Origin of the sequence: Micromonospora humi (genome assembly GCF_900090105.1) — a bacterium.
Classification (GTDB): domain Bacteria; phylum Actinomycetota; class Actinomycetes; order Mycobacteriales; family Micromonosporaceae; genus Micromonospora; species Micromonospora humi.
Map to the genome: position 1 here is coordinate 47,825 of NZ_FMDM01000022.1, position 23,796 is coordinate 71,620.

General features: G+C 73.8%; 20 protein-coding genes. 12 read left to right on the forward strand and 8 right to left on the reverse strand.

Translation table 11 applies throughout. From position 1 onward, the window contains the following. Positions 1-22 precede the first annotated feature (22 nt). Positions 23-1,255, reverse strand: coding sequence for a glucose-1-phosphate adenylyltransferase (gene glgC / locus GA0070213_RS29040; RefSeq protein ID WP_091071659.1), 1,233 nt, complete (start codon positions 1,253-1,255; stop codon positions 23-25). 93 nt (positions 1,256-1,348) lie between these two features. Between glgC and glgA the strand changes: the two genes are divergently transcribed. Both glgA and GA0070213_RS29050 read left to right on the forward strand, forming a co-directional pair. After that, entirely contained in the window at positions 1,349-2,554 is a 1,206-nt protein-coding gene (gene glgA, locus GA0070213_RS29045; protein ID WP_091071662.1) for a glycogen synthase, read from the forward strand. Between the two features lie 70 nt (positions 2,555-2,624). Then, positions 2,625-3,371 carry a class I SAM-dependent methyltransferase gene (locus GA0070213_RS29050; RefSeq protein WP_091071664.1) on the forward strand — a complete coding sequence of 249 codons (747 nt, stop codon included), beginning with the start codon at positions 2,625-2,627 and terminating at the stop codon, positions 3,369-3,371. A gap of 33 nt (positions 3,372-3,404) precedes the next feature. On the opposite strand, the gene GA0070213_RS29055 is transcribed toward GA0070213_RS29050, so the two are convergent. Further along, positions 3,405-3,794, reverse strand: coding sequence for a VOC family protein (locus GA0070213_RS29055; RefSeq protein WP_091071667.1), 390 nt, complete (start codon positions 3,792-3,794; stop codon positions 3,405-3,407). A 108-nt stretch (positions 3,795-3,902) separates the two neighbouring features. Here GA0070213_RS29055 and GA0070213_RS29060 point away from each other — a divergent pair, with 108 nt between their 5' ends. From GA0070213_RS29060 to GA0070213_RS31765, 4 genes are all read left to right on the forward strand, one after another. Then, entirely contained in the window at positions 3,903-4,280 is a 378-nt protein-coding gene (locus GA0070213_RS29060; protein WP_091071670.1) for a winged helix-turn-helix transcriptional regulator, read from the forward strand. Positions 4,281-4,334: 54 nt separating this feature from the next. Then, on the forward strand, positions 4,335-6,431 hold the full coding sequence (locus tag GA0070213_RS29065; protein WP_091071673.1) for an alpha-1,4-glucan--maltose-1-phosphate maltosyltransferase: 2,097 nt from the start codon (positions 4,335-4,337) through the stop codon (positions 6,429-6,431). Beyond that, entirely contained in the window at positions 6,419-8,521 is a 2,103-nt protein-coding gene (gene glgB, locus GA0070213_RS29070; RefSeq protein WP_091071675.1) for a 1,4-alpha-glucan branching protein GlgB, read from the forward strand. Before GA0070213_RS29065 ends, glgB begins: the two co-directional genes overlap by 13 nt. A 288-nt stretch (positions 8,522-8,809) precedes the next feature. Beyond that, a complete protein-coding gene (locus GA0070213_RS31765; protein ID WP_091071678.1) occupies positions 8,810-10,216 on the forward strand; it encodes a hypothetical protein in 1,407 nt (468 codons plus the stop codon). 133 nt (positions 10,217-10,349) lie between these two features. Here GA0070213_RS31765 and GA0070213_RS29080 read toward each other — a convergent pair whose 3' ends face one another. Next, on the reverse strand, positions 10,350-11,423 hold the full coding sequence (locus GA0070213_RS29080; protein WP_091071680.1) for an App1 family protein phosphatidate phosphatase: 1,074 nt from the start codon (positions 11,421-11,423) through the stop codon (positions 10,350-10,352). Positions 11,424-11,508: 85 nt separating this feature from the next. On the opposite strand from GA0070213_RS29080, the gene GA0070213_RS29085 reads away from it, so the two are divergent. From GA0070213_RS29085 to GA0070213_RS29100, 4 genes are all read left to right on the forward strand, one after another. Next, the gene (locus tag GA0070213_RS29085) at positions 11,509-13,098 is read left to right on the forward strand and encodes a hypothetical protein (RefSeq protein WP_091071683.1); all 1,590 of its coding nucleotides are present in this window, start codon (positions 11,509-11,511) and stop codon (positions 13,096-13,098) included. Between the two features lie 16 nt (positions 13,099-13,114). Next, positions 13,115-13,918: a peroxide stress protein YaaA gene (yaaA, locus tag GA0070213_RS29090; protein WP_091071687.1), complete on the forward strand. Its 804-nt coding sequence runs from the start codon at positions 13,115-13,117 to the stop codon at positions 13,916-13,918. 97 nt (positions 13,919-14,015) lie between these two features. Further along, positions 14,016-14,669, forward strand: coding sequence for a hypothetical protein (locus GA0070213_RS29095; protein WP_091071748.1), 654 nt, complete (start codon positions 14,016-14,018; stop codon positions 14,667-14,669). A 58-nt stretch (positions 14,670-14,727) separates the two neighbouring features. After that, positions 14,728-15,681, forward strand: a complete 954-nt coding sequence (locus GA0070213_RS29100) for a TAXI family TRAP transporter solute-binding subunit (RefSeq protein WP_091071690.1) — start codon at positions 14,728-14,730, stop codon at positions 15,679-15,681. A 6-nt stretch (positions 15,682-15,687) separates the two neighbouring features. Here GA0070213_RS29100 and GA0070213_RS29105 read toward each other — a convergent pair whose 3' ends face one another. Beyond that, a complete protein-coding gene (locus GA0070213_RS29105) occupies positions 15,688-17,124 on the reverse strand; it encodes a sensor histidine kinase (protein WP_091071692.1) in 1,437 nt (478 codons plus the stop codon). Between the two features lie 10 nt (positions 17,125-17,134). Beyond that, positions 17,135-17,791 (reverse strand): response regulator transcription factor, encoded by a 657-nt coding sequence (locus GA0070213_RS29110; protein WP_091071695.1) that lies wholly within the window; start codon positions 17,789-17,791, stop codon positions 17,135-17,137. Positions 17,792-17,875: 84 nt separating this feature from the next. Here GA0070213_RS29110 and GA0070213_RS29115 point away from each other — a divergent pair, with 84 nt between their 5' ends. Next, the gene (locus tag GA0070213_RS29115; protein ID WP_091071750.1) at positions 17,876-18,214 is read left to right on the forward strand and encodes a DUF952 domain-containing protein; all 339 of its coding nucleotides are present in this window, start codon (positions 17,876-17,878) and stop codon (positions 18,212-18,214) included. Positions 18,215-18,281: 67 nt separating this feature from the next. Next, the gene (locus GA0070213_RS29120; RefSeq protein WP_091071697.1) at positions 18,282-18,824 is read left to right on the forward strand and encodes an acyltransferase; all 543 of its coding nucleotides are present in this window, start codon (positions 18,282-18,284) and stop codon (positions 18,822-18,824) included. 58 nt (positions 18,825-18,882) lie between these two features. Here GA0070213_RS29120 and GA0070213_RS29125 read toward each other — a convergent pair whose 3' ends face one another. From GA0070213_RS29125 to GA0070213_RS29135, 3 genes are all read right to left on the reverse strand, one after another. Next, the gene (locus tag GA0070213_RS29125) at positions 18,883-20,631 is read right to left on the reverse strand and encodes a CDP-glycerol glycerophosphotransferase family protein (protein WP_091071752.1); all 1,749 of its coding nucleotides are present in this window, start codon (positions 20,629-20,631) and stop codon (positions 18,883-18,885) included. A 191-nt stretch (positions 20,632-20,822) separates the two neighbouring features. Beyond that, positions 20,823-22,106 (reverse strand): nucleotide sugar dehydrogenase, encoded by a 1,284-nt coding sequence (locus tag GA0070213_RS29130; protein ID WP_091071699.1) that lies wholly within the window; start codon positions 22,104-22,106, stop codon positions 20,823-20,825. Positions 22,107-22,109: 3 nt separating this feature from the next. Continuing rightward, the gene (locus GA0070213_RS29135) at positions 22,110-23,678 is read right to left on the reverse strand and encodes a glycosyltransferase family 2 protein (protein ID WP_091071753.1); all 1,569 of its coding nucleotides are present in this window, start codon (positions 23,676-23,678) and stop codon (positions 22,110-22,112) included. Positions 23,679-23,796: the final 118 nt, after the last annotated feature.

Consider the following 23,796-nt stretch of genomic DNA (forward strand, 5'->3'; position numbering starts at 1 on the left):
TCGGGAGATGGGGTGGGGCCGGTCAGGGCTCGACGCGCTGGCCCTTGCCGATGACGACGATGCCGTTGTCGGAGACGGTGTAGCGCTGGCGGTCCTTCTCCAGGTCGACGCCGATCTCGGCGCCTTCCGGAACGTAGACGTTCTTGTCCAGGATCGCCCGCCGGACGACCGCGTGCCGGCCGATCTCGACACCTTCCATCAGCACGGCGCCGTCGACATGCGCCCAGGAGTGCACCTTGACCTTGGGCGAGACGATCGAGTTCTCCACCAGCGAGCCGGAGATCACCGAGCCGGGCGAGACCATCGAGCTGACCGCCCGGCCGACCCGCTCGCCCCAGGCGTGCACGAACTTGGCCGGGGGGTACGGCGGCTGCTCGGTGTAGATCGGCCAGTCGAAGTTGTAGAGGTTGAACACCGGGTGCACGTTGATCAGATCCATGTGCGCGTCGTAGAACGAGTCGAGCGTCCCCACGTCGCGCCAGTAGCCGCGGTCGCGGTCGGTGCTGCCCGGCACCTCGTTGTCCTTGAAGTCGTAGACGTTGGCCTCGCCGCGCTCGACGAGCATCGGGATGATGCTGCCGCCCATGTCGTGCTTGCTGCTCTTGTCCGCCGCGTCGCGTTCCACCGCCTCGCAGAGCGCCCGGGTGCTGAAGACGTAGTTGCCCATCGAGGCGTAGATCTCGCCGGGCGAGTCGGGCAGCCCCACCGCGTCGGTGGGCTTCTCCCGGAACGCCCGGATCCGCTTGCCGTCCTCACCGACCTCGATCACGCCGAACTGGTCGGCCATCGACAGCGGCTGGCGGATGCCGGCCACCGTCACCCCGGCGCCGGAGGCGATGTGGTCCTCCACCATCTGCCGGGGGTCCATCCGGTAGATGTGGTCCGCGCCGAACACGATCACGTGGTCGGGCTGCTCGTCGTTGATCAGGTTGAAGCTCTGGTAGATCGCGTCGGCCGAGCCGGCGAACCACCACGGGCCGCGGCGCTGCTGCGCCGGCACCGGCGTGACGTAGTTGCCGAGGAGCGTCGACATCCGCCAGGTCTTGGTGATGTGACGGTCCAGAGAGTGGGACTTGTACTGGGTCAGCACGACGATCTTGAGAAAGCCGGCGTTCGCCAGGTTGGAGAGGACGAAGTCGACCATGCGGTACATCCCGCCGAAGGGGACGGCCGGCTTCGCCCGGTCGGTGGTCAGGGGCATGAGGCGCTTGCCCTCCCCGCCGGCCAGGACGATCGCGAGCACCTTGGCAGCCATGGTCAGACGCTATCCACCCCGAAGCGACTTCACCACTCGGACGGCGCACTTGCGCACCCGGTGCGATCCGGCGCGCTGCACTAGGGTGCGGGCATGGCACCGTTGCGCGTCGACCTGCTCACCCGTGAATACCCGCCGGAGGTCTACGGCGGCGCCGGGGTGCACGTGGAATACCTGGCCCGGGAGCTGCGCCGGCTCGCCGAGGTGCGGGTGCACTGCTTCGGCGCGCCGCGCGACGAGCCGGGCGTGACCGCGTACGCCGAGCCGGCCGGGCTGGCCGGCGCGAACGCCGCGCTGCGGGTGATGGGCGTCGACCTGGAGATGGCCGCCGGCACCGCCGGCACCGACCTGGTGCACAGCCACACCTGGTACGCGAACCTGGCCGGGCACACCGCGAAGCTGCTGCACGGGGTGCCGCACGTGGTGAGCGCGCACAGCCTGGAGCCGCTGCGCCCGTGGAAGGCCGAGCAGCTCGGCGGCGGCTACGCGCTCTCCTCCTGGTGCGAGCGGACCGCGTTCGAGGCCGCCGACGCGATCATCGCGGTGAGCGCGGGCATGCGCCGCGACGTGCTCACCGCCTACCCGCAGGTGAACCCGGACCGGGTCCGGGTGGTCTACAACGGCATCGACACCGCGCAGTACGCCCCGGACCACGGCACCGACGTGCTCGACCGGCTCGGCATCGACCCGACCCGACCCAGTGTGGTCTACGTCGGGCGGATCACCCGGCAGAAGGGGCTGCCCTACCTGCTGCGGGCGGCCCGCGAGCTGCCCGCCGACACCCAGCTGGTGCTGCTGGCCGGCGCGCCGGACACCCCGGAGATCGGCGCCGAGGTGGAGGAGTTGGCCGCCGAGCTGCGGGCGACGCGCTCCGGGGTGGTCTGGGTGGCGGCGATGCTGCCCAAGCACGAGGTGATCCAGGTGCTCACGCACGCCACGATCTTCGTCTGCCCGTCCGTCTACGAGCCGATGGGCATCGTCAACCTGGAGGCGATGGCCTGCGAGACGGCGGTGGTCGCCACCGCCACCGGCGGCATCCCCGAGGTGGTCGCGGACGGCGAGACCGGCCTGCTGGTGCCGATCGAGCAGGCCGGCGACGGCTCCGGCACCCCGCTGGACCCGGAGCGTTTCGTGGCCGACCTGGCGGCGCGGATGAACGAGCTGCTGGCCGACCCGGCGCGGATCGCCGCGTTCGGCGCGGCGGGCCGCCGGCGCGCGGTGGAGCACTTCTCCTGGCCCGCCATCGCCGAGCAGACGCTCGCCGTCTACGACTCGGTGCAAGGAGGGGCCCCCGCTTAACGCTTCCGGCAGAGGCGGGGCCCCCTTTTAACAGGTGTCGCGCGCCCGACGCGGTGGTTAGGGTCGCCGGATGCCCGATGCGATCTTCGCCCATCCGCGCCTCGCGCCGATCTACGACGCCTTCGACGACGATCGCGACGACCTGGCCGCCTATCTCGCGATCGCCGGTGAGCTGGGCGCGCGCACGGTGCTCGACGTGGGCTGCGGGACCGGATCGCTGGCGGTCCTGCTCGCCCGGCACGGTCACACCGTCGTCGGCGTCGACCCGGCCGAGGCGTCCCTCGCCGTCGCGCGGGCCAAGGACGCGGCGCGGACCACGGACGAGGCCGGCCGGGTCCGCTGGATCCACGGCGACGCCACGGCGCTGCCGACGCTCGACGCCGACCTGGCCGCGATGACCGGGAACGTGGCGCAGGTCTTCCTGACCGACAGCGACTGGGCTCGGACACTGCGGGGCATCCACGCCGCCCTCCGCCCGCGCGGGTACCTCGTCTTCGAGACCCGGCGGCCGGAGCATCGCGCCTGGGAGGAGTGGATCGCGGACACCGGCCCGGTCGTCCGGGACGTCTCGGGCGTCGGTCCGGTGGAACGGCGGTCCCAGGTCACCGCGATCGACCTGCCGCTGGTCTCCTTCCGCTTCACCTACCGGTTCCTCGCCGACGGGGCGGTCATCACGTCCGACTCGACACTGCGGTTCCGCGACCGCGACGAGATCGAGTCGAGCCTGATCAGCAACGGCTACCGGGTGCTCGACGTGCGCCAGGCGCCCGACCGCCCCGACCGGGAGTTCGTGTTCGTCGCGCGGCGGACGAGCTAGGCGCGGCGGCCGGCCGCTCCGCGCGGTGGAGGATCAACGCGGCGGGACGTGGTTGACGATCCGGTCCACCAGGTCGGGTACCCATTCGACGTACTCGATCTCGGCGCCGCCCGCGTGCCGGGCGTACAGGTAACGACCGGTCGGGCTGGCCGCCTCCGGTGTGGTGACCTCACCACCCGCGGCGTCCAGTTCCGCGACGACGGTGTCCAGGTCGTCGACGATCACGGTGGCCGAGGCGTGCGCGTAGTTGGCCCGCTCCGCGGCTGGACCGGCGATGACCAGGAAGTCACCGATCGCGGCCAGTTCGATCGCGCCGAACCCGAACCGGAGATCCGGTTCCGCTCCGGCCAGGGTCCGCAGCAACGGCAGCGAGGTGTCCAGGTCGTCCACCCACAGCCGGGCGTACGTTTTCAGCACGGTCACGCTTCTCTCCCTCGTCAAGGTTCCGGCCAGACCGTAGGACGACGGGTCCGACCAGGTAAAGTACGCACTTTTTGGTAAGAGGCGGTTCACGTGAGCGGGGTTCACCGAGTGGATGAGGTCGAAGGCCTGCCGGCGGCCACCCATCTGGCGCGGGTGGAGGCGGTCGCCCGGGAGGTGTTCGCCGTGGTGGGCACCAAGTGGGCACTGCCGGTGATCGAGGCCATCGGCGCGGACGCGCCCCGCTTCGGCGAGTTGCACCGACAGGTGACCGGCATCAGCCACCGGTTGCTCACCGTGACGCTGCGGCAGTTGGAACGGCAGGGGCTGGTCCACCGGACGGCTCACCCGACCCTGCCGCCTCGGACCGAGTACCGGCTCACCACCGCCGGGCGGGACGTGCACGACACGATCAACGGCTTCTGTCGGTGGAGCCGGCGTCACCTGGACGAGGTGTTGGCCGCGCGCCGACGGTTCGATCGAGCCTGAGCGCGTTCGGGTTGCCGCCGAGCGCGAGAGGATCTCGCGCAGTAGGTTGGGCGGGTGACTGGACGGTTCCCGATCGAAGACGTCTCCCCCGTCGTCGCCTGCGGTCGCTATCCGGCCAAGGCGGTGGTCGGCGAGGTCGTACCGGTGTCGGCCCGGGCCTACCGCGAGGGCCACGACGCGCTCGGCTGCAACGTGGTCTGGCTCGGCCCGGACGGCGCGGCCCGCCCGTTCACCCGGATGAGCCCCGGCGAGCCGGGCCAGGACCGCTGGCACGCCACCATCACCCCGGACGCGGTCGGCGAGTGGCGGTTCACCGTCGAGGCGTTCCAAGACCCCTACCTGACCTGGCAGAACGCGGTGACCAAGAAGCTCGCCGCCGGCCAGGGCCCGGCCGAGCTGGCGAACGACCTGGCCGAGGGCGCGCGGGTGCTGACCGCCGCGCTCGACCTGGTGCCGAGAGCCGACCGCGATCGGGTACGCGCGGCCGCGCGGGCGCTGACCGACGACGCCGAGAGCCTGCCGCGCCGGGTCAGCGCCGCGCTCGACCTGGCCGACCTGCTCTGGGAGCACCCGGTGCGCGAGCTGGTCACCACCGGCGACGAGCGCGTCCTGTGGGTGGACCGGCCGCGCGCGCTCTTCTCCGCCTGGTACGAGTTCTTCCCCCGCTCCGAGGGCGCGATCCCGGCCACCGTCGACGCGCCGGCCCGCTCCGGCACGTTCACCACCGCGCTGGACCGCCTGCCCGGCGTCGCCGCGATGGGCTTCGACGTGCTCTACCTGCCGCCGATCCACCCGATCGGCCGGGTCAACCGCAAGGGCCGCAACAACGCGCTCACCGCCGGGCCGGACGACGTCGGCTCGCCGTGGGCGATCGGCGCGGACGAGGGCGGCCACGACGCCATCCACCCCGACCTGGGTACGCCGGCGGACTTCCGCGACTTCGTCGCCGCCGCCGCCGAGCAGGGCCTGGAGGTGGCGATGGACCTGGCGTTGCAGTGCGCGCCGGACCACCCGTGGGTGACCGAGCATCCGGAGTGGTTCACCACCCGGGCCGACGGCAGCATCGCGTACGCGGAGAACCCGCCGAAGAAATACCAGGACATCTACCCGCTGAACTTCGACAACGATCCGGAGGGCATCCGGGCCGAGGTGCTGCGGGTGGTCCTGCACTGGGTCGGCGAGGGCGTGAAGATCTTCCGGGTCGACAACCCGCACACCAAGCCGTTCGACTTCTGGCACTGGCTGATCGCCGAGGTGAAGGGCGTCGATCCGGACGTGCTGTTCCTCGCCGAGGCGTTCACCCGCCCGGCGATCATGCACGGGCTCGGCAAGATCGGCTTCACCCAGTCGTACACCTATTTCACCTGGCGCACGACGGCGGCCGAGATGCGCCGGTACTGCGAGGAACTGGTCGCCTCGGCCGACTGGATGCGCCCGAACTTCTGGCCCAACACACCCGACATCCTGCACTCCTCGTTGCAGCACGGCGGGCCGCCGATGTTCAAGATCCGGGCGGTGCTGGCGTCGCTGCTCTCCCCCTCCTGGGGCATGTACGCGGGCTTCGAGCTGTTCGAGCACGTCGCCCGCCCCGGCGCGGAGGAATACCTGGACAACGAGAAGTACGAGCTGCGCCCCCGGGACTTCGACGGCGCGCTGGCCCGCGGCCGGTCCCTGGCGCCGTTCATCACCACCCTCAACCGGGTCCGCAACGAGAACCCGGCCCTGCACCAGCTGCGCAACCTGCGCTTCCACGACATCGACAACCCGGCGCTGCTGTGCTGGTCGAAGCACGACCCGCAGACCGGCAACACGGTGCTCGTGGTCTGCTCGTTCGACTCCCGCGCCGTGCAGTGGGGCAACACCACGCTGGACATGCCGGCGCTCGGCTTCGACTGGCACGAGCGGTTCACCGTGCGCGACGAGCTGACCGGCGCCGAGTACGACTGGGGGCAGCGCAACGCGGTGCGCCTCGACCCGTACCTGCAACCGGCGCACGTGCTCACGGTGCGCCGCCCAGCGCCGCCGGCCGCCGACGAGCCGGCGCACCCGGCCGCGCCCGACCTGACCGTCGAGGACGTACCCGCCGAGCTGTCCGGCGGCACCGCACCGACCGCACCGGCCGAGAAGGACGACGCACGATGGACCAGCTGATCGCCGGTGAGGCGTACGACCCGCACGCCGTGCTCGGCGCGCACCCGGCCGACGGGAGCACCACGATCCGCACGCTGCGCCGGGGCGCGGGCGAGGTGACGCTGCTGGTCGACGGCGAGCGGCACCCGACGAAGCGGGTGCACGACGCCGGTGTGTTCGAGGCGGTGCTCCCCGGCGAGGTACACGACTACCGGGTCGAGGTGGACGGCGCGACGCTCGACGACCCGTACCGTTATCCGCCCACGCTCGGCGAACTGGACCTGCACCTGATCGGCGAGGGGCGGCACGAGCGGCTCTGGGCGGCGCTCGGCGCCCGGGTCTTCGACGAGGGCGTGGCGTTCACCGTGTGGGCGCCCAACGCGCGCGGCGTCCGGGTGGTCGGCGACGCCACCGGCTGGGGGCCGGACGACGGCTGGCCGATGCGCTCGCTCGGCTCCAGCGGGGTGTGGGAGATCTTCGTGCCCGGCGTGCCGGCCGGCAGCCGCTACAAGTACCGCATCCTCGGCGCCGACGGGCAGTGGCGGGACAAGGCCGACCCGATGGCCACCCGCACCGAGGTGCCGCCGGCCACCGCGTCGGTGGTGCACGACTCCCGGTACGAGTGGGGCGACGCGGACTGGCTGGCGCGCCGGGCGGCGCGGCGGCCGCACGAGGAGCCGATGAGCGTCTACGAGGTGCACCTAGGCTCGTGGCGTCCCGGCCTCGGCTACCGCGAGCTGGCCGAGCAGTTGACCGCGTACGTCACCGAGATGGGCTTCACCCACGTGGAGTTCCTGCCGGTGATGGAGCACCCGTTCGGCGGCTCGTGGGGCTACCAGGTCACCGGCTACTACGCGCCCACCGCCCGCTTCGGCGACCCGGACGACTTCCGCCACCTGGTCGACCGACTGCACGCCGCCGGCATCGGCGTGATCCTCGACTGGGTGCCGGCGCACTTCCCGAAGGACGAGTGGGCGCTCGCCCGCTTCGACGGCACCCCGCTCTACGAGCACCCCGACCCGCGTCGCGGCGAGCACCCCGACTGGGGCACGTACGTCTTCGACTTCGGTCGCAACGAGGTGCGCAACTTCCTGGTCGCGAACGCGCTCTACTGGCTCGACGAGTTCCACGTCGACGGGCTGCGGGTCGACGCGGTCGCCTCGATGCTCTACCTCGACTACTCCCGCTCGGACGGGCAGTGGGCCCCGAACGTGCACGGCGGCCGGGAGAACCTGGAGGCCCTCGCGCTGCTCCAGGAGGTCAACGCCACCGCCTACCGGCACCATCCGGGCGTGGTGATGGTCGCCGAGGAGTCCACCGCCTGGCCGGGGGTCACCCGCCCGACGTCCGACGGCGGGCTCGGCTTCGGTTTCAAGTGGAACATGGGCTGGATGCACGACACCCTGCTCTACACCTCGAAGGACCCGATCTACCGCCAGCACCACCACCATCAGCTCACGTTCTCCCTGGCGTACGCGTGGAGCGAGAACTACGTGCTGCCGATCAGCCACGACGAGGTGGTGCACGGCAAGGGGTCCCTCGCCGGCAAGATGCCCGGCGACACCTGGCAGCGGCTGGCGACCGTGCGGGCGCTGCTGGCGTACATGTGGGCGCACCCGGGCAAGCAGTTGCTCTTCATGGGCTGCGAGCTGGCCGACGACCGCGAGTGGAGCGAGGAACGCGGCCTCGACTGGTACCTCACCCACGACCCGGCCCGCGCCGGCGTGCAACGCCTGGTCGCCGACCTGAACCGCGTCTACCGGGACACGCCGGCGCTGTGGGCGCAGGACACCGACCCGGCCGGCTTCCGCTGGATCGCCGGCGACGACGTCGCCCACAACACGGTGTCGTTCATCAGGATCGCCCCCGACGGCCGGACGCTCGTCTGCGTGGCGAACTTCTCCGCGGGGCCGCTGGAGGACTACCGGATCGGCCTGCCGGCCGGCGGGACGTGGACCGAGGCGCTGAACACCGACGCCCACCACTACGGCGGGTCGGGGGTGGGCAACCTCGGTGCGGTGCACGCGGAGAACGTGCCGTGGCACGGGATGCCGGCGTCGGTGGCGCTGCGGGTGCCGCCGCTGGGCGTGCTCTGGCTCCGCCAGGACTGACACGCTCCGTAGTCGCGGCTCCGGGCCACTCGCAGGAGAGCGGCATACCTGTGAGGCATAAATATGACTGACAGGTATACCGCCCGACGGTCATCATCTTTCTCGCCGTGTCACCGAGCGTGACGCCAGTCACCCCTTCCGATCACTCTCTGCCAGCGCCGACCGTCCTCATGAACCGGCGGCGGGCGGCCCACCGTACCCCTGGGTGGATGCCGGGCAGCCGTGTCACGACGAGGCGGAGGAGCTTCGATGGGGTGGAGCAGGAGCACGACCAGGAGACGCGGGGCGGTGGCCCACTCCCGGAACCGGAAGATCGCGGGCGGGGTGGCGCTGGCGGTCACCGCGGGGGCGGCGTTCGCGGTGGCCACCGGCACCGGTCAGGCGGCGGAGAACTGCGCCGGCCTGGACGACGCGTTGCGGGCCAACCTGACCGTGCTGGCGGAGCAGCGCCGCAACCCGGACGCCGGGTCGGCCGACCGGATCGCCGACCGGAGGGCGGTGGTCGACCAGATTCGGCAGCACCGGTCCGCCGCCGGCTGCGCGGGCACGGTCGAGGTCGCCCGCGCCGCCTGCCCGGGCGTGCCGTGGGACCAGGCGATGGCGGTCGAACTGGACCGCGCGTGGGCGGTCACCGAACAGATGGCCGGTGAACGCTCCGGCCAGTTGGTCGACCCGCGGTTGACCGAGGCCCGCGTACAGCGGCTGGGCGGCATCGTCGGCGGCATCCGCGGCATCGCACAGGGCGCCCAGCGGGCCCAGGCCGGCGGCGGAACCGGCGCCACCGGCGGCGGGACCGGCGCCACCGGCGGCGGAACCGGACCTGCGGGCGGCGGAACCGGGGCCGCGGACGGCGGAACCGGGGCCGCGGGGCGGGCTGCGGGCATCATCAACGCGGTCGGAGGCCTGATCGGGCAGATCGCCGCGATCGTGCAGGCGGCGCGGCAGGCGAGGCAGCAGGCCGCTGCCGGTCGGAACGACCAACAGGCGGGCGGCGGAGAGGCTGCCCAGCCGGGCGACGCGAACCAGCAGAACGCAGACCCGCAGGCCGGTACGGACCAGAACGACCCGCAGCCCGGCACGGGCGACCAGGCCGAGACCGGCGACCGGACCGGCCCCGGCGACCCGGCCGGTGGTGACGAGCAGACGGGCTCCGGGGGCCGGGCCGACGGCGGGAACCGGGCCAGCTCGGGCGATCAGGCCAGCGACGGCCAGCAGGGCGAGGCGGGTGCCGGTGAGCAGGCCGGTGACGCCGGGAACCGGGTGGCGCAGCGGATCCGGCAGATCCGGGCACGGATCCAGCAGCTCCGGGCCCTCATCCAGCAGATTCGCGCAGCCCGCCAGGCAGACCAGGGCGCGGGCCAGGAGCAGGGCGCGGGCCAGGAGCAGGGCGCGGGCCAGGAGCAGGGCGCGGGCCAGGAGCAGGGCGCGGGCCAGGAGCAGGGCGCGGGCCAGGCAGCCGACCGGAATCGGGGTGCCGCGACAGGCGGAGCCGACGAAGCGGACGAGAACGCCGCGGGCGGGCAACCGGGCGCGGACGCGGGTCTGATCCCGGGTCAGGGCCAGAGCGCCGGGCCGGGCCGAGGGGCGGCTCAGGGCGGCAAGGCTCAGGTGTACCAGGTGGCCGACCCCCGGATCCCCGGTTGCGCACCCGACTCCGGCACCGCCAGCCCGACACCGCCCCCCACCCCCCGCTGACCCCAACCCCGGCCAGCCGGCCAGCCGGCATCGATCATGAGGTTGACCGCCCCCGTGGAGATCCACAAGGCAGTCAACTTCATGATCCATCGGGCGTCTCACCCCTGAGGGACGGGACGGCGGCAGGGACCGGTCAGACCAGGTCGGCTTCGCGGAGGAGCTTCCAGAGGCCGGCGCCGTCGGGGGCGCTCAGCCACTTCTGCCCCACCGGGCCGGACGAGGAACGCTCCGCCGGCGCGGGCAGGCTGCCGGCCAGCACCGACTGGGTCGGCGACAGCCGCCGGATCGCCACGCCTGCCACGTTGTCCGGGTGGGCGGCGGCGAACTCCCGGTAGATCTCCGGGTCGTGCTGCCCGTCGTCGCCGATGAGCAGCCAGCGCACCTCGGGGAACTCCCGCGACAGACGGGCCAGCGTGGCCCGCTTGTGCTCGCGGCCGCTGCGGAACCAGCGGTCGGCGGTCGGCCCCCAGTCGGTGAGCAGCAGCGGCCCGGCCGGGTAGAGGTGGCGGGAGAGGAACCGGGTCAGCGTCGGCGCGACGTTCCAGGCGCCGGTGGAGAGGTAGAAGACCGGCGCGCCCGGGTGGGCGGTGACCAGGCGCTCGTAGAGCACCGCCATGCCGGGCACCGCGGTGCGGGCGTGCTCGTCGAGCACGAAGGTGTTCCACGCGGCGAGCATCGGTCGGGGCAGCGCGGTCACCATGACCGTGTCGTCGATGTCGGAGAGGACGCCGAACCGCACGGTCGGGTCGAGGATGCGGACCAGCGCCTCCACCGGTTCGGCGTCGGCGACGGCGAGGCGTACGCAGCCCCAGCCGGGGGTGAAGTCGCCCTTGACGACGGTGTCCACGAAGCCGCTGCGGTCCGCGGTCACCTCCTGGCGCACGCCGTTGACCTCGATGGTGACCTGGGCGTGCTTGGCCGGGAGGGTGGCGAAGCTGCGCCAGCCGCGGACCTTCTCCAGCCGGCCGCGACGGGTGTCGGGGCGGCCCAGCAACACCCGGCAGAGCACCCGCGCCCAGCCGGGTGCGCCGTACCCGGCGTACGCGATGATGTTGGGCTGCCATCCGGTGCGCCGCAGCCGGCGTTCCACCAGGCCGTGCAGTGCGTCCTCGATGCGCGCGGCCCGGTGCAGTTGGGGCACGGCGAGCTGGTCCGGTGGTGTGGGTGGCACGTAGCAACACTGCCACAACCTGGAGGACCCGGCCACGCGAGTGATCTGGACCGATCCGCCCCGGGGGCCGGTGACGGTCGTGTCACACTGCGTTCGCAGGGGACGACGGGGGCGGGGGTTCGTGTCGACAGCGAGGCGCATCCCGGACCGCCCGGCGCTGGTGGCGCTGCTGCTGGGCGCGGCCGGGGTCGGCTACCGGCTGGTGCTGACCCTGCTCACGGTGCCCGCCTCGAACAGTGACGAGGCCACGTTCGGCCTGGCCGCCCTGCACATCGCCGGCGGCCACGAGCGGCCGGTCTTCCTCTACGGGCAGCGCTACATGGGCGTGCTGGAGTCCTACCTGGCCGCGCCGCTGGTGGGCTGGGGCGGGGCGAGCTGGCCGCTGCTGCGGCTGCCGCTGCTCGCGTTGTACGCGATCTTCCTGTGGCTGGCGTACCGGCTGACCCGGCGGCTCTTCTCCGGATGGCTGGCCGTGGTCGTGGTGGGCCTGCTGGCGCTGGGCTCGGAGCGGGTGGTCCGCGACCAGCTCACCGTGGTCGGCGGGCGGCCCGAGGTCAAGCCCGCGGTGCTGGCCCTGCTGCTGATCGCGGTCGCGCTCGGTGCGGGCCGGGTGCGGCACCGCTGGCTCGCCACCGGCGCGTTCGGGCTGCTCGCCGGCCTGGCGCTCTGGTCGGACTGGCTGATCGCGCCCTACCTGCTGGTGGCCGTCGTGGCGCTGGTGCTGGCCGCCCCGCGGGACCTGGTCGGCTGGCCGGGCGTGCTGCTGGTCGCCGGTTTCGCGGTCGGGATCGCACCGGTCGTGAAGGACAACGTCGTGGCGCCGCCCGGGCAGGACTCGCTGTCGGTGTTCCGGGAGATCAGCACGAAGGACGGGGTGGCCCCGTCGGTGGCCGAGCGGCTGCACGGCGGGCTGCTGGAGGGGGTGCCGCTGGCCTCCGGGCTGTGCCCGATGGACGGCTGCGCGGGCTGGGCGCGGTGGTTCGGCGCGCTCTACCCGGTGCTGCTGGTGGCCGCCGCCGGGCTCGGCGTGGTCGCGTACCGCCGGGCCGTGGACCCGTCGGCGCGGGTCCGGGCCGTGGCGATCCTCGCCCTGGTCGCCGGCGCCGCGGTGACACTGCTGGCGTACGTGCGCAGCCCGCTCGCCGCGACCGACCCGCTGGGCAATGCCCGTTACCTGTCGGTGTTGCAGATCTCGCTCCCGGCGGTGCTCTGGCCGCTCTGGCTGGCCGTCACCGCCGGGCTGCGGGCGACCGCGTCCCGGGCGGCCCGGCTGGGCGGCGTCGCGGCCGGCACGGTGCTCGCCGGGCTCACCGCCGCCGCACTGGCCGGCACGCTGGCGTTCCTGGTCGGCGTGCCGGGGATACGCGCCGAGGAGCGGTCCGCCCGCCGGCTCGCCGACGCGGTGCGGAAGGCCGGCCTGCACGAGGTGTACGGGGACTACTGGACCTGCAACCGACTGATCTTCAACACCGGTGAGGCGGTGGCCTGCGGGGTGCTGGACGGCAACCTCACGCCGGGGCAGAACCGCTACCCGGCGTACTGGCGGCGGGTGGGGCGGGCGGTGCGGCCCGGCTACGTGGTGGCGGTCGGGTCACCGGCGGAACGGGTGCTGCGCCGGCTGCTCGGCGACCGGGCCGACGCGGCGGTGGTCGCCCAGGTCGGCGGGAGTCGCGTGTACCACCCGGAGCGTGCCGTCCGGCCGTGGCGCTGAACCCGGCCCGTACGCTGTGCCGGTGCTCATCCTGCTGCCCCCGTCCGAGGGCAAGGCCGAGGCCGGCACCGGTCGACGCCTGGACCTGTCCCGGCTGTCGCTGTCGGAGCTGACCCCGGCCCGGGAGGCGGTGCTGGCCGCGCTCGTGGACCTCTGCGTCGGTCCGGACGAGGCGGCGGCCCGCGAGGCGCTCGGCTTGAGCGAGGGGCAGCGCGGCGAGCTGCGGCGCAACGCGCGGCTGCGGGCGGCGGCCACCGCGCCCGCCGGGCGGCTCTACACCGGCGTGCTCTACGAGGCGCTCGACCTGGCCACCCTGCCGGCCGCGGCGGAGCGGGCCGCCCGGCGGTCGGTGCTGATCAGCTCCGGCCTGTGGGGCGCGGTGCGGCTCACCGACCGGGTCCCGCCGTACCGCTGCCCGGTCGGGGCGCGGCTGCCGGGCGTCGGGGCGCTGTCGGCGTACTGGCGCGCGGCGCTGGGGCCGGCGATGACCGGGGCCGCGGGCAGCGGGCCGGTGCTGGACCTGCGCTCCGGCGCGTACGCGGCCACCTGGGCGCCGCGCGGGGCGGTCGCCGAACGCACGGTGACGGTGCGGGTGCTGCACGAGCGGACGGTCGACGGGGCGCCGGTGCGGTCGGTGGTGAGCCACTTCAACAAGGCGACCAAGGGCCGGCTGGTGCGCGACCTGCTCCTCGCCGGCGCCCGGCCGCGCACCGCCGACGCCCTGGTGGGGGCGCTGCGCGAGTTGACGTACACGGTCGAGGAGGCGCCCCGGGCGGCGGGCCGGCCCCGGCAGGTCGACGTGGTGGTCGCCGACCTCTGAGCGCAAGTTTTGCTCAAGGCTCGGGCGCAGCGGTTCCCCGGCCCGGCGTGGCAGGCCACGGTAGAGGCACCACCACGCCGACCTAGGAGCTGTGCCGATGCTCTCCGAGCCCACCACGCTGCTCGACCGGCCCCGCCCGCTGTCGCCGCCTCCACCGCTGGACTGGCTGACCCTGGCCGACGCGTTCGAGGTCGCCTGCCTGGTGCGGTGCACGCCGCCGCCGGCCGCCGACGTCCGCCGGCTGGACGTGGGTCCGTACCGGGGCGGGATCGCCGAGTTCAACCGGGAGGACGCGGCGCACCGGATGCGGCAGCTGCTGCGCCGGCTCGACGTGCCGGTGGAGCACGAGCTGACCATGGGTGGCCTGCGCCGCCGCTACGAGCTGCACCGGCTTTCGGTGCCCCGGGAACACCGCTCCGCGTACGCGAATCTGCTGGCTGCCGGTTGGCGGCAGGGCCGCCGGGAGTTGCTCGGTGGGCCGGTGCCGGGCGCCTCGACGGCCCGCCGGCTGTGGCGTCCCCGGCTGGCGGCCTCGGCCTGGCGGGCGGCGCTGCTCGCCGGCGGTCGGCACGTACGCCGGCACTGCCTCGGCATCCGGTTGGCCGACCGCGACCTGGCGGCGGTGCTGGTGCGCGGCGCGGCGCTGCTGGAGGTGCCGGCGGTGCTGCGGCCGGGGTCGGGCTGCTTCCTGGTGAGCGTCCCCAACGGGGAGCACCGGGCCCGGATCACCGAGAGCGCCCGGCTGGGCTGACCGCCGCCCCGGCGGGCGGGCTTGCGCGACGGCCGGTGCACGGCGCAGAGTGCAGCCCGTGAGCCGACCCTGGTCTGCACCCCGCCGGCGCCGGACCGCGGCCCCGCTGGCGTTGCTGCTGCTGCTCGTCACCGGCGTGGCCGGCTGCCGGGACGAGCCCACCGAGCCGGTGCGGATCCGGATCGCCACCGGCAGCCCGACCGCCGTCTACCACGCCTTCGGCCAGTCGCTGGCCGCGCTGCTCAACCGGGAGCTGCCCGGGGTGCGGGCCGAGGTGCTGGTCACCGCGGCCTCCGCGCAGAACGTCCGGCTGGTCGGCGCCGGGGACGCGGAGCTGGGGTTCACCCAGGCCGACGTGCTTCCGCCCCGCGAGCCGGAGCACCCGAGGGTGCTCGCCGTGGCCCGCGTCTACGACGACCTGCTGCACCTGGTGACCACCGCCGGCGGCCCGGTGCGCACGCTCGCCGACCTGCGGGGCCGGCGGGTCTCGGTGGGCGCCGACGGCTCCGGCACCGAGGTCACCGCCACCCGTCTGCTCGCGGTGGCGCAGCTCGGCGGCGATCGGGTCCGCCAGGTGCACCTGGGGTTGGACGACTCGGTGACCGCCCTGCGGGAGGGCCGGATCGACGCGTTCTTCTTCTCCGGTGGCCTGCCGGTGCGTGGCGTCGCCGACCTGGCCCAGCGGACCTCCGTGCGGATGGTCGAGCTGGGCGACTGGACCGAGCCGCTGCGGCGCGCGTACGGGCAGGTCTACGTGACCCGCGACATTCCCCGTTCGGTCTACCGGGCGGATCCGGTGAGCACGGTGGCGAACCCGAACTACCTGATCGTCAACGCCGACCTGCCCACCGCACTGGTGCGGGACGTGACCCGGCTGCTGATGGACCGGCGGGAGGAGCTGGCCGCGGCGCATCCGGCGGCCGGCCGGATGAGCCCCCGGTCGGCGATCGTGACCACCCCGCTGCCGCTGCATCCGGGCGCGGCGCAGTGGTACCGCGACACCAAGCCCTGAGCGGGGTCAGCGGCCGACCGGCTCGTCGTGGCACTCCGGCGTGGCCGGGCGGTCGCCCGGATCGGCCGGTTCCTCGGCCGGCGCCGGGAACCACAGCTCGGCGACCAGCCCGCGCGGCTCGCCCTGGCGCATGGTGAGCCGGCCGTCGGAGGCGTCGACGAGCACCGCGGCGATGGTCAGCCCCAGCCCCGCGCCGTCCACGTTCTGCGCGTCCGGGGCCCGCCAGAACCGCTCGGTGGCCTGGTCGAGCTGGCTGGCCGTCATGCCGGGGCCGGTGTCCCGCACGGTCAGTTCCGTCCCGCCGTCGTCGGGGCGTACGGTCACCGTCACCTCTCCCCCGGCGCCGCTGAACTTGACCGCGTTGTCGATCAGGGCGTCGAGCGCCTGGTCGATGGCGGTGGGCACGGTCCGCGCGTACGCCGGCGCGTCGCCCGCGTCGAGCCGGAGTGTGACCGCCCGGTGCCGGGCCAGCGGCAGCCAGGCCGCGACCCGGGACGCGGCTGCCGCGCCCGCGTCCACGGTGACCCGCTGGTTCTCCTCCCGTTCGGCCCGGGCCAGGGTGAGCAGCGCGTCGAGCACGAGGGCCAGCCGGTCGGTCTCCTCCAGCGCCAGCCGGTGCTCGGCCCGGCCGTCCGGGTCGGTGAGGCTGGGCCCCAGCTCCTCCACCCGCAGCCGCAGCGCGGTCAACGGGTTGCGGAGCTGGTGACTGGCGTGCGCGACGAAGGCCCGCTGCCGGTCCATCACGTCGGAGACCGCGTCGACCATGTCGTTGAAGCTGGTCGCCAGCCGGCGCAGCTCCGGCGGGCCGAGCCGGGGCCGGACCCGGGCGGTGCGGCGCCCCTCGGCGATCTCGTGGGTCGCCGCGTCCAGCTCGGTGACCGGGCGCAGCACCCAGCCGGCCAGCCCGAACGCGGTGGAGACGCAGGCCAGCACCGCGAGCAGGCCGATGCCGGCCAGCATCAGCCACCACAGGGTGACGGTGCGGCGCACCGGGCCGGCCGGCGTGGTGGTGACCACCGCGCCGAGCACCTCGCCGCCGTCGTTGATCGGCACCGCGGTCACCAGCGGCCCGTCCGCCCAGGGCCAGACCGACTCCGGGCCGCTGAACTGCTGCCCGGAGAGCGCGGTCTCGACCGCCGGCCCGGTGCCACCGCCCGCGTCCCACCGGGCCGAGGCGGCCACCGTGCGGCGGTCGCGGTCCACCACGGCCGCGCCGATGCGGTAGAGGTCGTCATAGGCGGCCAGCTCCCCGCCCAGCGGGCCGGGGCTGCCGCCGCGCAGCGCCGGGCCGGCCAGTGAGGCGAAGCGGGTGGCGTCGGCGAGCCGGTCGGCGCGGACCCGGTCGGTCTCCCGGGAGGCAAGCGTGACCGCCAGCGGCGTCTCCAGCGCGAACAGCACCAGCACCATCAACAGCAGGTAGCTGATCACCAGCCGGCGGCGCACCCGGGCCTCCTCACGCGCCGCGGAGCCGGTAGCCGACCCCGCGTACGGTCTCCACCAGCGTCGGGTCGCCGAGCTTGCCGCGCAGCGAACCGACGTGCACCTCGACGGTGTGCCGGTCGGCCCAGACGGTGCCCCAGACGTCGAGCAGGATCCGGTCCCGCGGCACCGCCACCCCCGGTTGGCGGGCCAGGGAGAGCAGGATGTCGAACTCCTTGCGGGTCAGCGTCACCGCCCGGCCGGCCACGCTGACCGTCCGGCCCCCCACGTCGATGCGGACCGGGCCCGTCTCGATCAGGTGGCGCTCCGGGACGGTGTGCGACGCCCGGCGCAGCACCGCCTCGATGCGGGCCTGCAACTCCACCATCGAGAACGGCTTGACCACGTAGTCGTCGGCGCCCAGCCGCAGGCCGAGGACCCGGTCGCGCTCCTCGCCCCGGGCGGTCACCGCGATGATGCCGAGCTGGCTGCTGCGGCGGCGCAGCTCCCGGCACAGGTCGGTGCCGTCGCCGTCGGGCAGGGTCAGGTCGAGCAGCACCAGGTCGCAGGGGGCGGCGGAGAGCGCGGCCGCGACGGTGGCGGCGTGCTCCACCTCGTAGCCGCGACGGGTCAACGCGGACGACAGCGCCGCGGCGACCCGACGGTCGTCCTCGACCAGGAGGATCCGCACCCGTGCCTCCGTCCGCTCGAGGTGTTGCAGTGGGAATGGTGGCAGACGCGCCGCCGGGACGCGAGGCCGCTCTACGCTGCCATGGTGATCTACAAGATTCTGGCCGACGACGAGTGGCGGCAGGCACGGGCGAACGGGCGGTTCGCCGGCTCCGCGCTGGACCGTCAGGACGGCTACCTGCACCTCTCCGCCGCCGACCAGGTGGTGGAGACCGCGCGCCGGCACTTCGCCGGGGTCACCGGCCTGACCCTGCTCGCCGTGGACGAGACGCGCCTCGGCGACGCGCTGCGCTGGGAGGAGTCCCGTGGCGGGGCGCTCTTCCCGCACCTGTACGACGCGCTGCCCGTCCACGCGGTGGTCGCGGCGCATCCGCTGCCGGCGGACCGGCCGGCCGCCGACGCGGTGGCCGAACTGCTCACCTGAGGTGCTCGTTATGCTGCGTCGAGCCCCGCCCGACGGCGCGACGCGCCCCGCCACGATGCGAGTTGAGATGACTGACAGCAACGACCGGTCCGCCTCCGTCTTCGTCCACCCGACGGCCGACGTGGAGTCCGGCGCCCAGGTCGGCGACGGCACCAAGGTCTGGCACCTGGCGCACATCCGGTCGAGCGCGCAGGTCGGCGCCGGCTGCGTGATCGGCCGCAACGTCTACGTCGACGCCGGCGTCACCGTGGGCGACCGCGTGAAGATCCAGAACAACGTCTCGGTCTACCAGGGCGTGACCATCGAGGACGAGGTCTTCGTCGGCCCGTGCGCGGTGTTCACCAACGACTTCCGGCCGCGCGCGCAGAATCCGGACTGGACGATCACCCCGACCCTGGTCCGCCGGGGCGCCTCGATCGGCGCCAACGCCACGCTGGTCTGCGGCATCGAGGTCGGCGAGTACGCGATGATCGCCGCCGGCTCGGTGGTGACCCGGGACGTCAAGCCCTACCAGCTGGTGGCCGGCAACCCGGCCCGGCCGAAGGGCTGGGTCGACGAGAAGGGCGAGGTCGTCTCCCGCGACGTCGACAACCCGCCGCACCAGGGCTGAGCACACGCCAGGGGGCGACGACCGGACCGGTCGTCGCCCCCGCGCGTCGGCGTGCCGGTCAGCCGCAGAGCCGGCCGATCTCGTCGCGGAACCGGTCCATCGGGTTGGACCCGGCCGGGCCGAGCAGGTATTCCTTCAGCTCCCGCCGCGCCTCGGCCATCGGGTCGTCCCCGGCCCGGGTCACCGCGAGGATCTTGGCCAGTTCACCGCCGTCGGCCGAGAGCAGGTACGCCGCCCGCGCGGTCGGGAACTGCCTGCGGAACTCGTCCTCGGGCAGCCCGGCCGGGTTGGCCACCACGTACGGGCGCTCGCTCTGCACGAAGTCGGAGACCACGCTGGACACGTCGCTGACCAGCAGGTCGGTGACGTTGAAGCAGTCGAACAGCGACGGCGTGCGCCCGGTCACCACCAGGTGCGCGGCGCCGTCGAGCGACGTGGGGTCGGTCTCGCCGCCGGCCGCGCGGATCCGGGCCACGACGCGCTCGTGGGCCGCCCTGGCCTTCGGCGAGCGGGTGCCGGTCAGCGGGTGCGGCTTGTAGATCACCCGCAGGTTCCCGGCGGCCAGCAGCCCGGACACGATCCGCTCCCCCATCACCACCAGCGAGGTGTGGTACGGGTCGTCGTCCAGCCAGCCCTCCCAGGTGGGGGCGTAGAGCACGGTGAACAGGTGGTCGGCGGCACCCGAGCCGAACGTGTGCACGCCGGCGAGCTGCGGACGCCCGACCTCGACGATGTCCCGGTCCAGCACCCCGACCCCGGCCCGGGCGTACCGCTCCCGGCCGGCCGGGCCGGCCACCCACACCTCGTCGTACACCTTGCTGTAAGGGTTGACGCTGGCGGCCTTGTCGCTGTCGCCGTGCCCGACGAAGACGTGCTTCACGCCCGGCTCGCGCAGCAGGTGGATGTTGGCGCCGACGTTCGCCGCGTAGAGGGCGACCCGGAGCGAGCGGAGATCGAGGTTCATGAAGTCGACCCCGGCCGGCACGCAGATCACCGGCAGCCGGGTGTCGGCCAGCTGGTGGAACGCGTCCGCGGCCCGCACCAGCACCACCGCGCGGCGGCCGGTCGCCTCCATCGGCGCCAGCCACATGTTGGCCTGGTAGACGTCCTTGGCCGGGCCGGCGAAGTAGAGGGCCACCTCGGGCTTCTCCCGGGCCAGCCAGTCGTGCACGGCGGGCAGCACCCCGGGGGTCGCCCCCCGGCCGCGCAGCAGGGCCAGGGCCAGCACCGCGGCGGTGACCAGGCCGGCGACCAGGGTCACCGCGCCGGTGACCACCACCGGGGCCACCCGGTCCACCGCGGCGGCCACCACGGCCGCCGGCACCAGCAGCACGTTGAGCAGCGGCAGCCGCAGACCGGCCAGCCGCCGCGCCCACACCGGCGGGGCCGGGACCCGGCGCAGCGCGCCGAGGTCGATGTTGCGGGTGTACGCCGGCGGGTCGACCCGTCCCTCGATCGACTTGGTGACCGCGGTGGTGCCGACGGCCACGGTCCAGAGCGCGGCGGGCAGCAGCAGCACCGCGACCGTGCCGAGCACGCCGGGACGGACCGCGGCGATCACCAGCAGCACCACCGACAGGTCCCGGACCAGCCGCCGGAACGTCAGGCCGACACCGGCCTTGGCGACGAGCTGGGCGGTGTCGGCGTACCGGGTGGCCAGTGCCAGCTCACCGCCGAGGACGACCACCGCGGCGATCGCGTACGGGATCACCAGGCCGAGGGCCCCGGCAAGGATCATGACGCCGTACCCGAGGAACATCGCGGCGACCGCGGCGAGGCCCTGCTGGCTGCGTACTCTGCTGAACAACGACACGCTCCCTGTCTGCCCGCCGGTGTCGGAGAGGCCCGATCCGGACGGCTGCGACCCTAAACGGGCCAAGTGACGCAAGTATTACCGGGGTGTCCGGTGGGTGAACAACAGACGACGGCCTTCGTCCGCCGGCACGACGCGCGGCGGGCCCCGGCCGAGACGGCCGAGGCCCACCGGGCGTACCGGAATCAGCCGCCGATGACCACCCGGCGGACACCCGCCCAGCGGGCCGGGTCGGTGACCCGCCGGCCGTCGACCAGCACCGTCACACCCGGCAGGTCAGCCGGGGTCAGGTTGCGGTATTCCGCGTGGTCGGCCTGGATCACCGCGGCGCCGAGCGGCTCGCCGTCGTAGCCGGGCAGGCCGTGCGCGGCCAGTTCCTCGTTGGAGTACATCGGGTCGGAGACGTACGGCGTGGCGCCGCGCCGGCGCAGCGCCTCGACGGTCGGGAAGACACCCGAGAAGGCGGTCTCCTTGACCCCGCCCCGGTAGGCGGCGCCCAGCACCAGCACACCCACGCCGGTCAGGTCGCCGTACGCGGCGGCGAGCAGGTCGACCGCGTAGTCCGGCATCGCCGCGTTGGCCTCGCGGGCCGAGCGGACCACGGTGGCCGCCGGGTCGTTCCACAGGTACATCCGCGGGTAGATCGGGATGCAGTGCCCGCCGACCGCGATGCCCGGCGAGTGGATGTGGCTGTACGGCTGGGTGTTGCACGCCTCGATGACCTTGGTGACGTCGACGCCGACGGTGTCGGCGAAGCGGGCGAACTGGTTCGCCAGGCCGATGTTGACGTCCCGGTAGGTCGTCTCGGCGAGCTTGGCCAGCTCGGACGCCTCCGCCGAGCCGAGGTCCCACACGCCGTTGGGCCGGTCCAGGTCGGGCCGCTCGTCGAAGTCGAGCACCGCCTCGTAGAACCGCACGCCGTGCGCGGCGGACGCCTCGTCGATGCCACCGACCAGCTTCGGGTAGCGGCGCAGGTCGGCGAAGACCCGGCCGGTGAGCACCCGCTCGGGGCTGAACACCAGGTGGAAGTCGGTGCCCGCGGTGAGACCGGAGCCCTCGGACAGCATCGACGCCCAGCGGCTGCGGGTGGTGCCGACCGGCAGCGTGGTCTCGTAGCTGACCAGGGTGCCCGGCTTGAGGCCACGGGCGATGGCCCGGGTGGCGTCGTCCATCCAGCCGAAGTCCGGCACGCCCTCGGCGTCCACGAACAGCGGCACGACGACGACGACGGCCTCCGACTCGGCCACCGCGGCGGCGGTGTCGGTGGTGGCCGACAGCAGACCGGCAGCCACCGCCTCCTTCAGCTTGACGTCCAGGTCGGCCTCGCCCGGAAAGGGCACGGCACCGTCGTTGACCAGCTGGACGACCCGCTCGGAGACGTCGGCACCGAGCACCCGGTGCCCCTTCGAGGCGAACTGCACGGCGAGCGGCAGGCCGATCTTTCCGAGCGCGACGACGCAGATGTTCATGAACTACTTTCCTCCAGAGGGCCAGATTCGGCGCAGGCGGGCAAGGAACCGACCGGGGGTCACCGGCGTGATCGCGACGATCACCTGGCCCTTGTGGTTCGTGGTGGGCGTGACGAGGTGCAGCCGGACGCCGCGCCGGGCCAGCCGCCGGGGCGCGGCGACGGGACGGTCGGTGCGCAACGGCGCCGAACCGATCCCGCCCAGGGTCGACACCTCGGCACGCACGGTGCGCCGCTCCCCGTTCGGCGCCACGACCGCCAGCAGCCGGTCCACCGCGAAGTCCGTTCGTACGACGGTACCGGCACCGCCCGGCGTCACCGACGTGACTCCCGTCAGGTCGCCCACGCTGACCCGCAGCGCCTCGGCGCTCAGCTCGGCCAGCTCGGCCCGGCGGCTCTGCGCGGTGATCACCAGGGCGCGGGCGCCGGCGTCGTCCCGTCCCCAGGCCAGCCCGGTCGCGGTCAGCTTGGCCAGCAGGGCGGCGGCGCGCTCGGTGACGTCGTACCAGTCGTCCGGGTAGCCGAAGGCGGGATCGCGGAAGCCGACGTGCTGGGCGTACCAGCGGCCGTCGGCGATCGTGACCTCGGGCAGCGTCCTGTCCGCCTGCTGCGCGATCAGCTCGCGCACCGCGTCGAGCCCACCGTCGCGCGCCACCGCCAGCCGCAGCCGCTCCGCGGGCGGCATCCGGGTGAGCACGCCCTCGGTGAGGTAGGCCTCCGCCAGCTTGCGGACCCGGTCGTGGACGTGCTGCTGCACGTCGGGCGCGAGGGCGAGGAACTCCGCCCGGAGCAGCTTCGCCACCTCCCAGGTGAAGTGGCGGACCAGCACCGCGTCCCGGCGGGGCCCCGGCTCGATCAGGCCGGCGACGAACCCGACGAGCTCCTCGGCGCAGCGCAGCCGCTCCTCGAAGCGGCTGGCGTAGGTGATGTTCTGGGCGTTCTCCCGCTTGACCGCGAAGTAGTAGTCGTAGTCGCCGAGGACCGAGACCTTCTTCGCCCGGAAGCAGGCCTCCAGCGTGAACGGCTGGTCGCTGCCCATCGGCATGTCGGTGCGGAAGCGCAGGCCGTGCCGCTCGATCAGGTCCCGCCGGAACAGCTTGGTGTTCGACAGCGACCACGGCAGCGCGCTGTCGAACAGGTCGAGCCGCTCCTGGGTGCTGGCGTAGGCGGCCTGGTGCACGTACCGCTTGTTGGTGCCGACCATCCGGCCGAGCACCACGTCGGAGTCCCACCGGTCGGCCGCGTCGACCAGGCGTGCCAGGGCCTCCGGCCCGAGGTGGTCGTCCGAGCCGACGAAGAAGACGTAGCGGCCGCGGGCGTGGTCCAGCGCCACGTTGCTCGGCGCGGCGGGGCCGCCGGAGTTGGCCTGGTGCAGCACCCGGACGGTGCCCGGGTAGCGCTCGGCGTAGCGGTCCAGCTCCGCGCCGCTGCCGTCGGTGGAGCCGTCGTCGACGGCGACCACCTCCAGCCGGTCCCGGCCGATGCTCTGACCGACCAGCGAGTCCAGGCAGGCGGTCAGGTAGGGCATCGTGTTGTAGACGGCGACGATGACGCTGACGTCCGGCGTGCTCATCTGATCCTTCTCCATCGCCGTGTTCGCTGTGGGGGCGGGGATCCGCCGCCGGCAACGGGCGCACGCGTCGACGATCCTCGACGCGCTGAGAGCGACCTCGCCTGCGCCGTCCGCGCCG

Excerpts from the sequence above, each read along its gene's own strand:
- glgB (WP_091071675.1), top strand. The coding sequence starts at position 6,419 with ATGGACCAGCTGATCGCCGGTGAGGCGTACGACCCGCACGCCGTGCTC.
- glgA (WP_091071662.1), top strand. The coding sequence starts at position 1,349 with ATGGCACCGTTGCGCGTCGACCTGCTCACCCGTGAATACCCGCCGGAG.
- glgC (WP_091071659.1), bottom strand. The coding sequence starts at position 1,255 with ATGGCTGCCAAGGTGCTCGCGATCGTCCTGGCCGGCGGGGAGGGCAAG.
- GA0070213_RS29050 (WP_091071664.1), top strand. The coding sequence starts at position 2,625 with ATGCCCGATGCGATCTTCGCCCATCCGCGCCTCGCGCCGATCTACGAC.
- GA0070213_RS29135 (WP_091071753.1), bottom strand. The coding sequence starts at position 23,678 with ATGAGCACGCCGGACGTCAGCGTCATCGTCGCCGTCTACAACACGATG.
- GA0070213_RS29120 (WP_091071697.1), top strand. The coding sequence starts at position 18,282 with ATGACTGACAGCAACGACCGGTCCGCCTCCGTCTTCGTCCACCCGACG.
- GA0070213_RS29130 (WP_091071699.1), bottom strand. The coding sequence starts at position 22,106 with ATGAACATCTGCGTCGTCGCGCTCGGAAAGATCGGCCTGCCGCTCGCC.
- GA0070213_RS29095 (WP_091071748.1), top strand. The coding sequence starts at position 14,016 with ATGCTCTCCGAGCCCACCACGCTGCTCGACCGGCCCCGCCCGCTGTCG.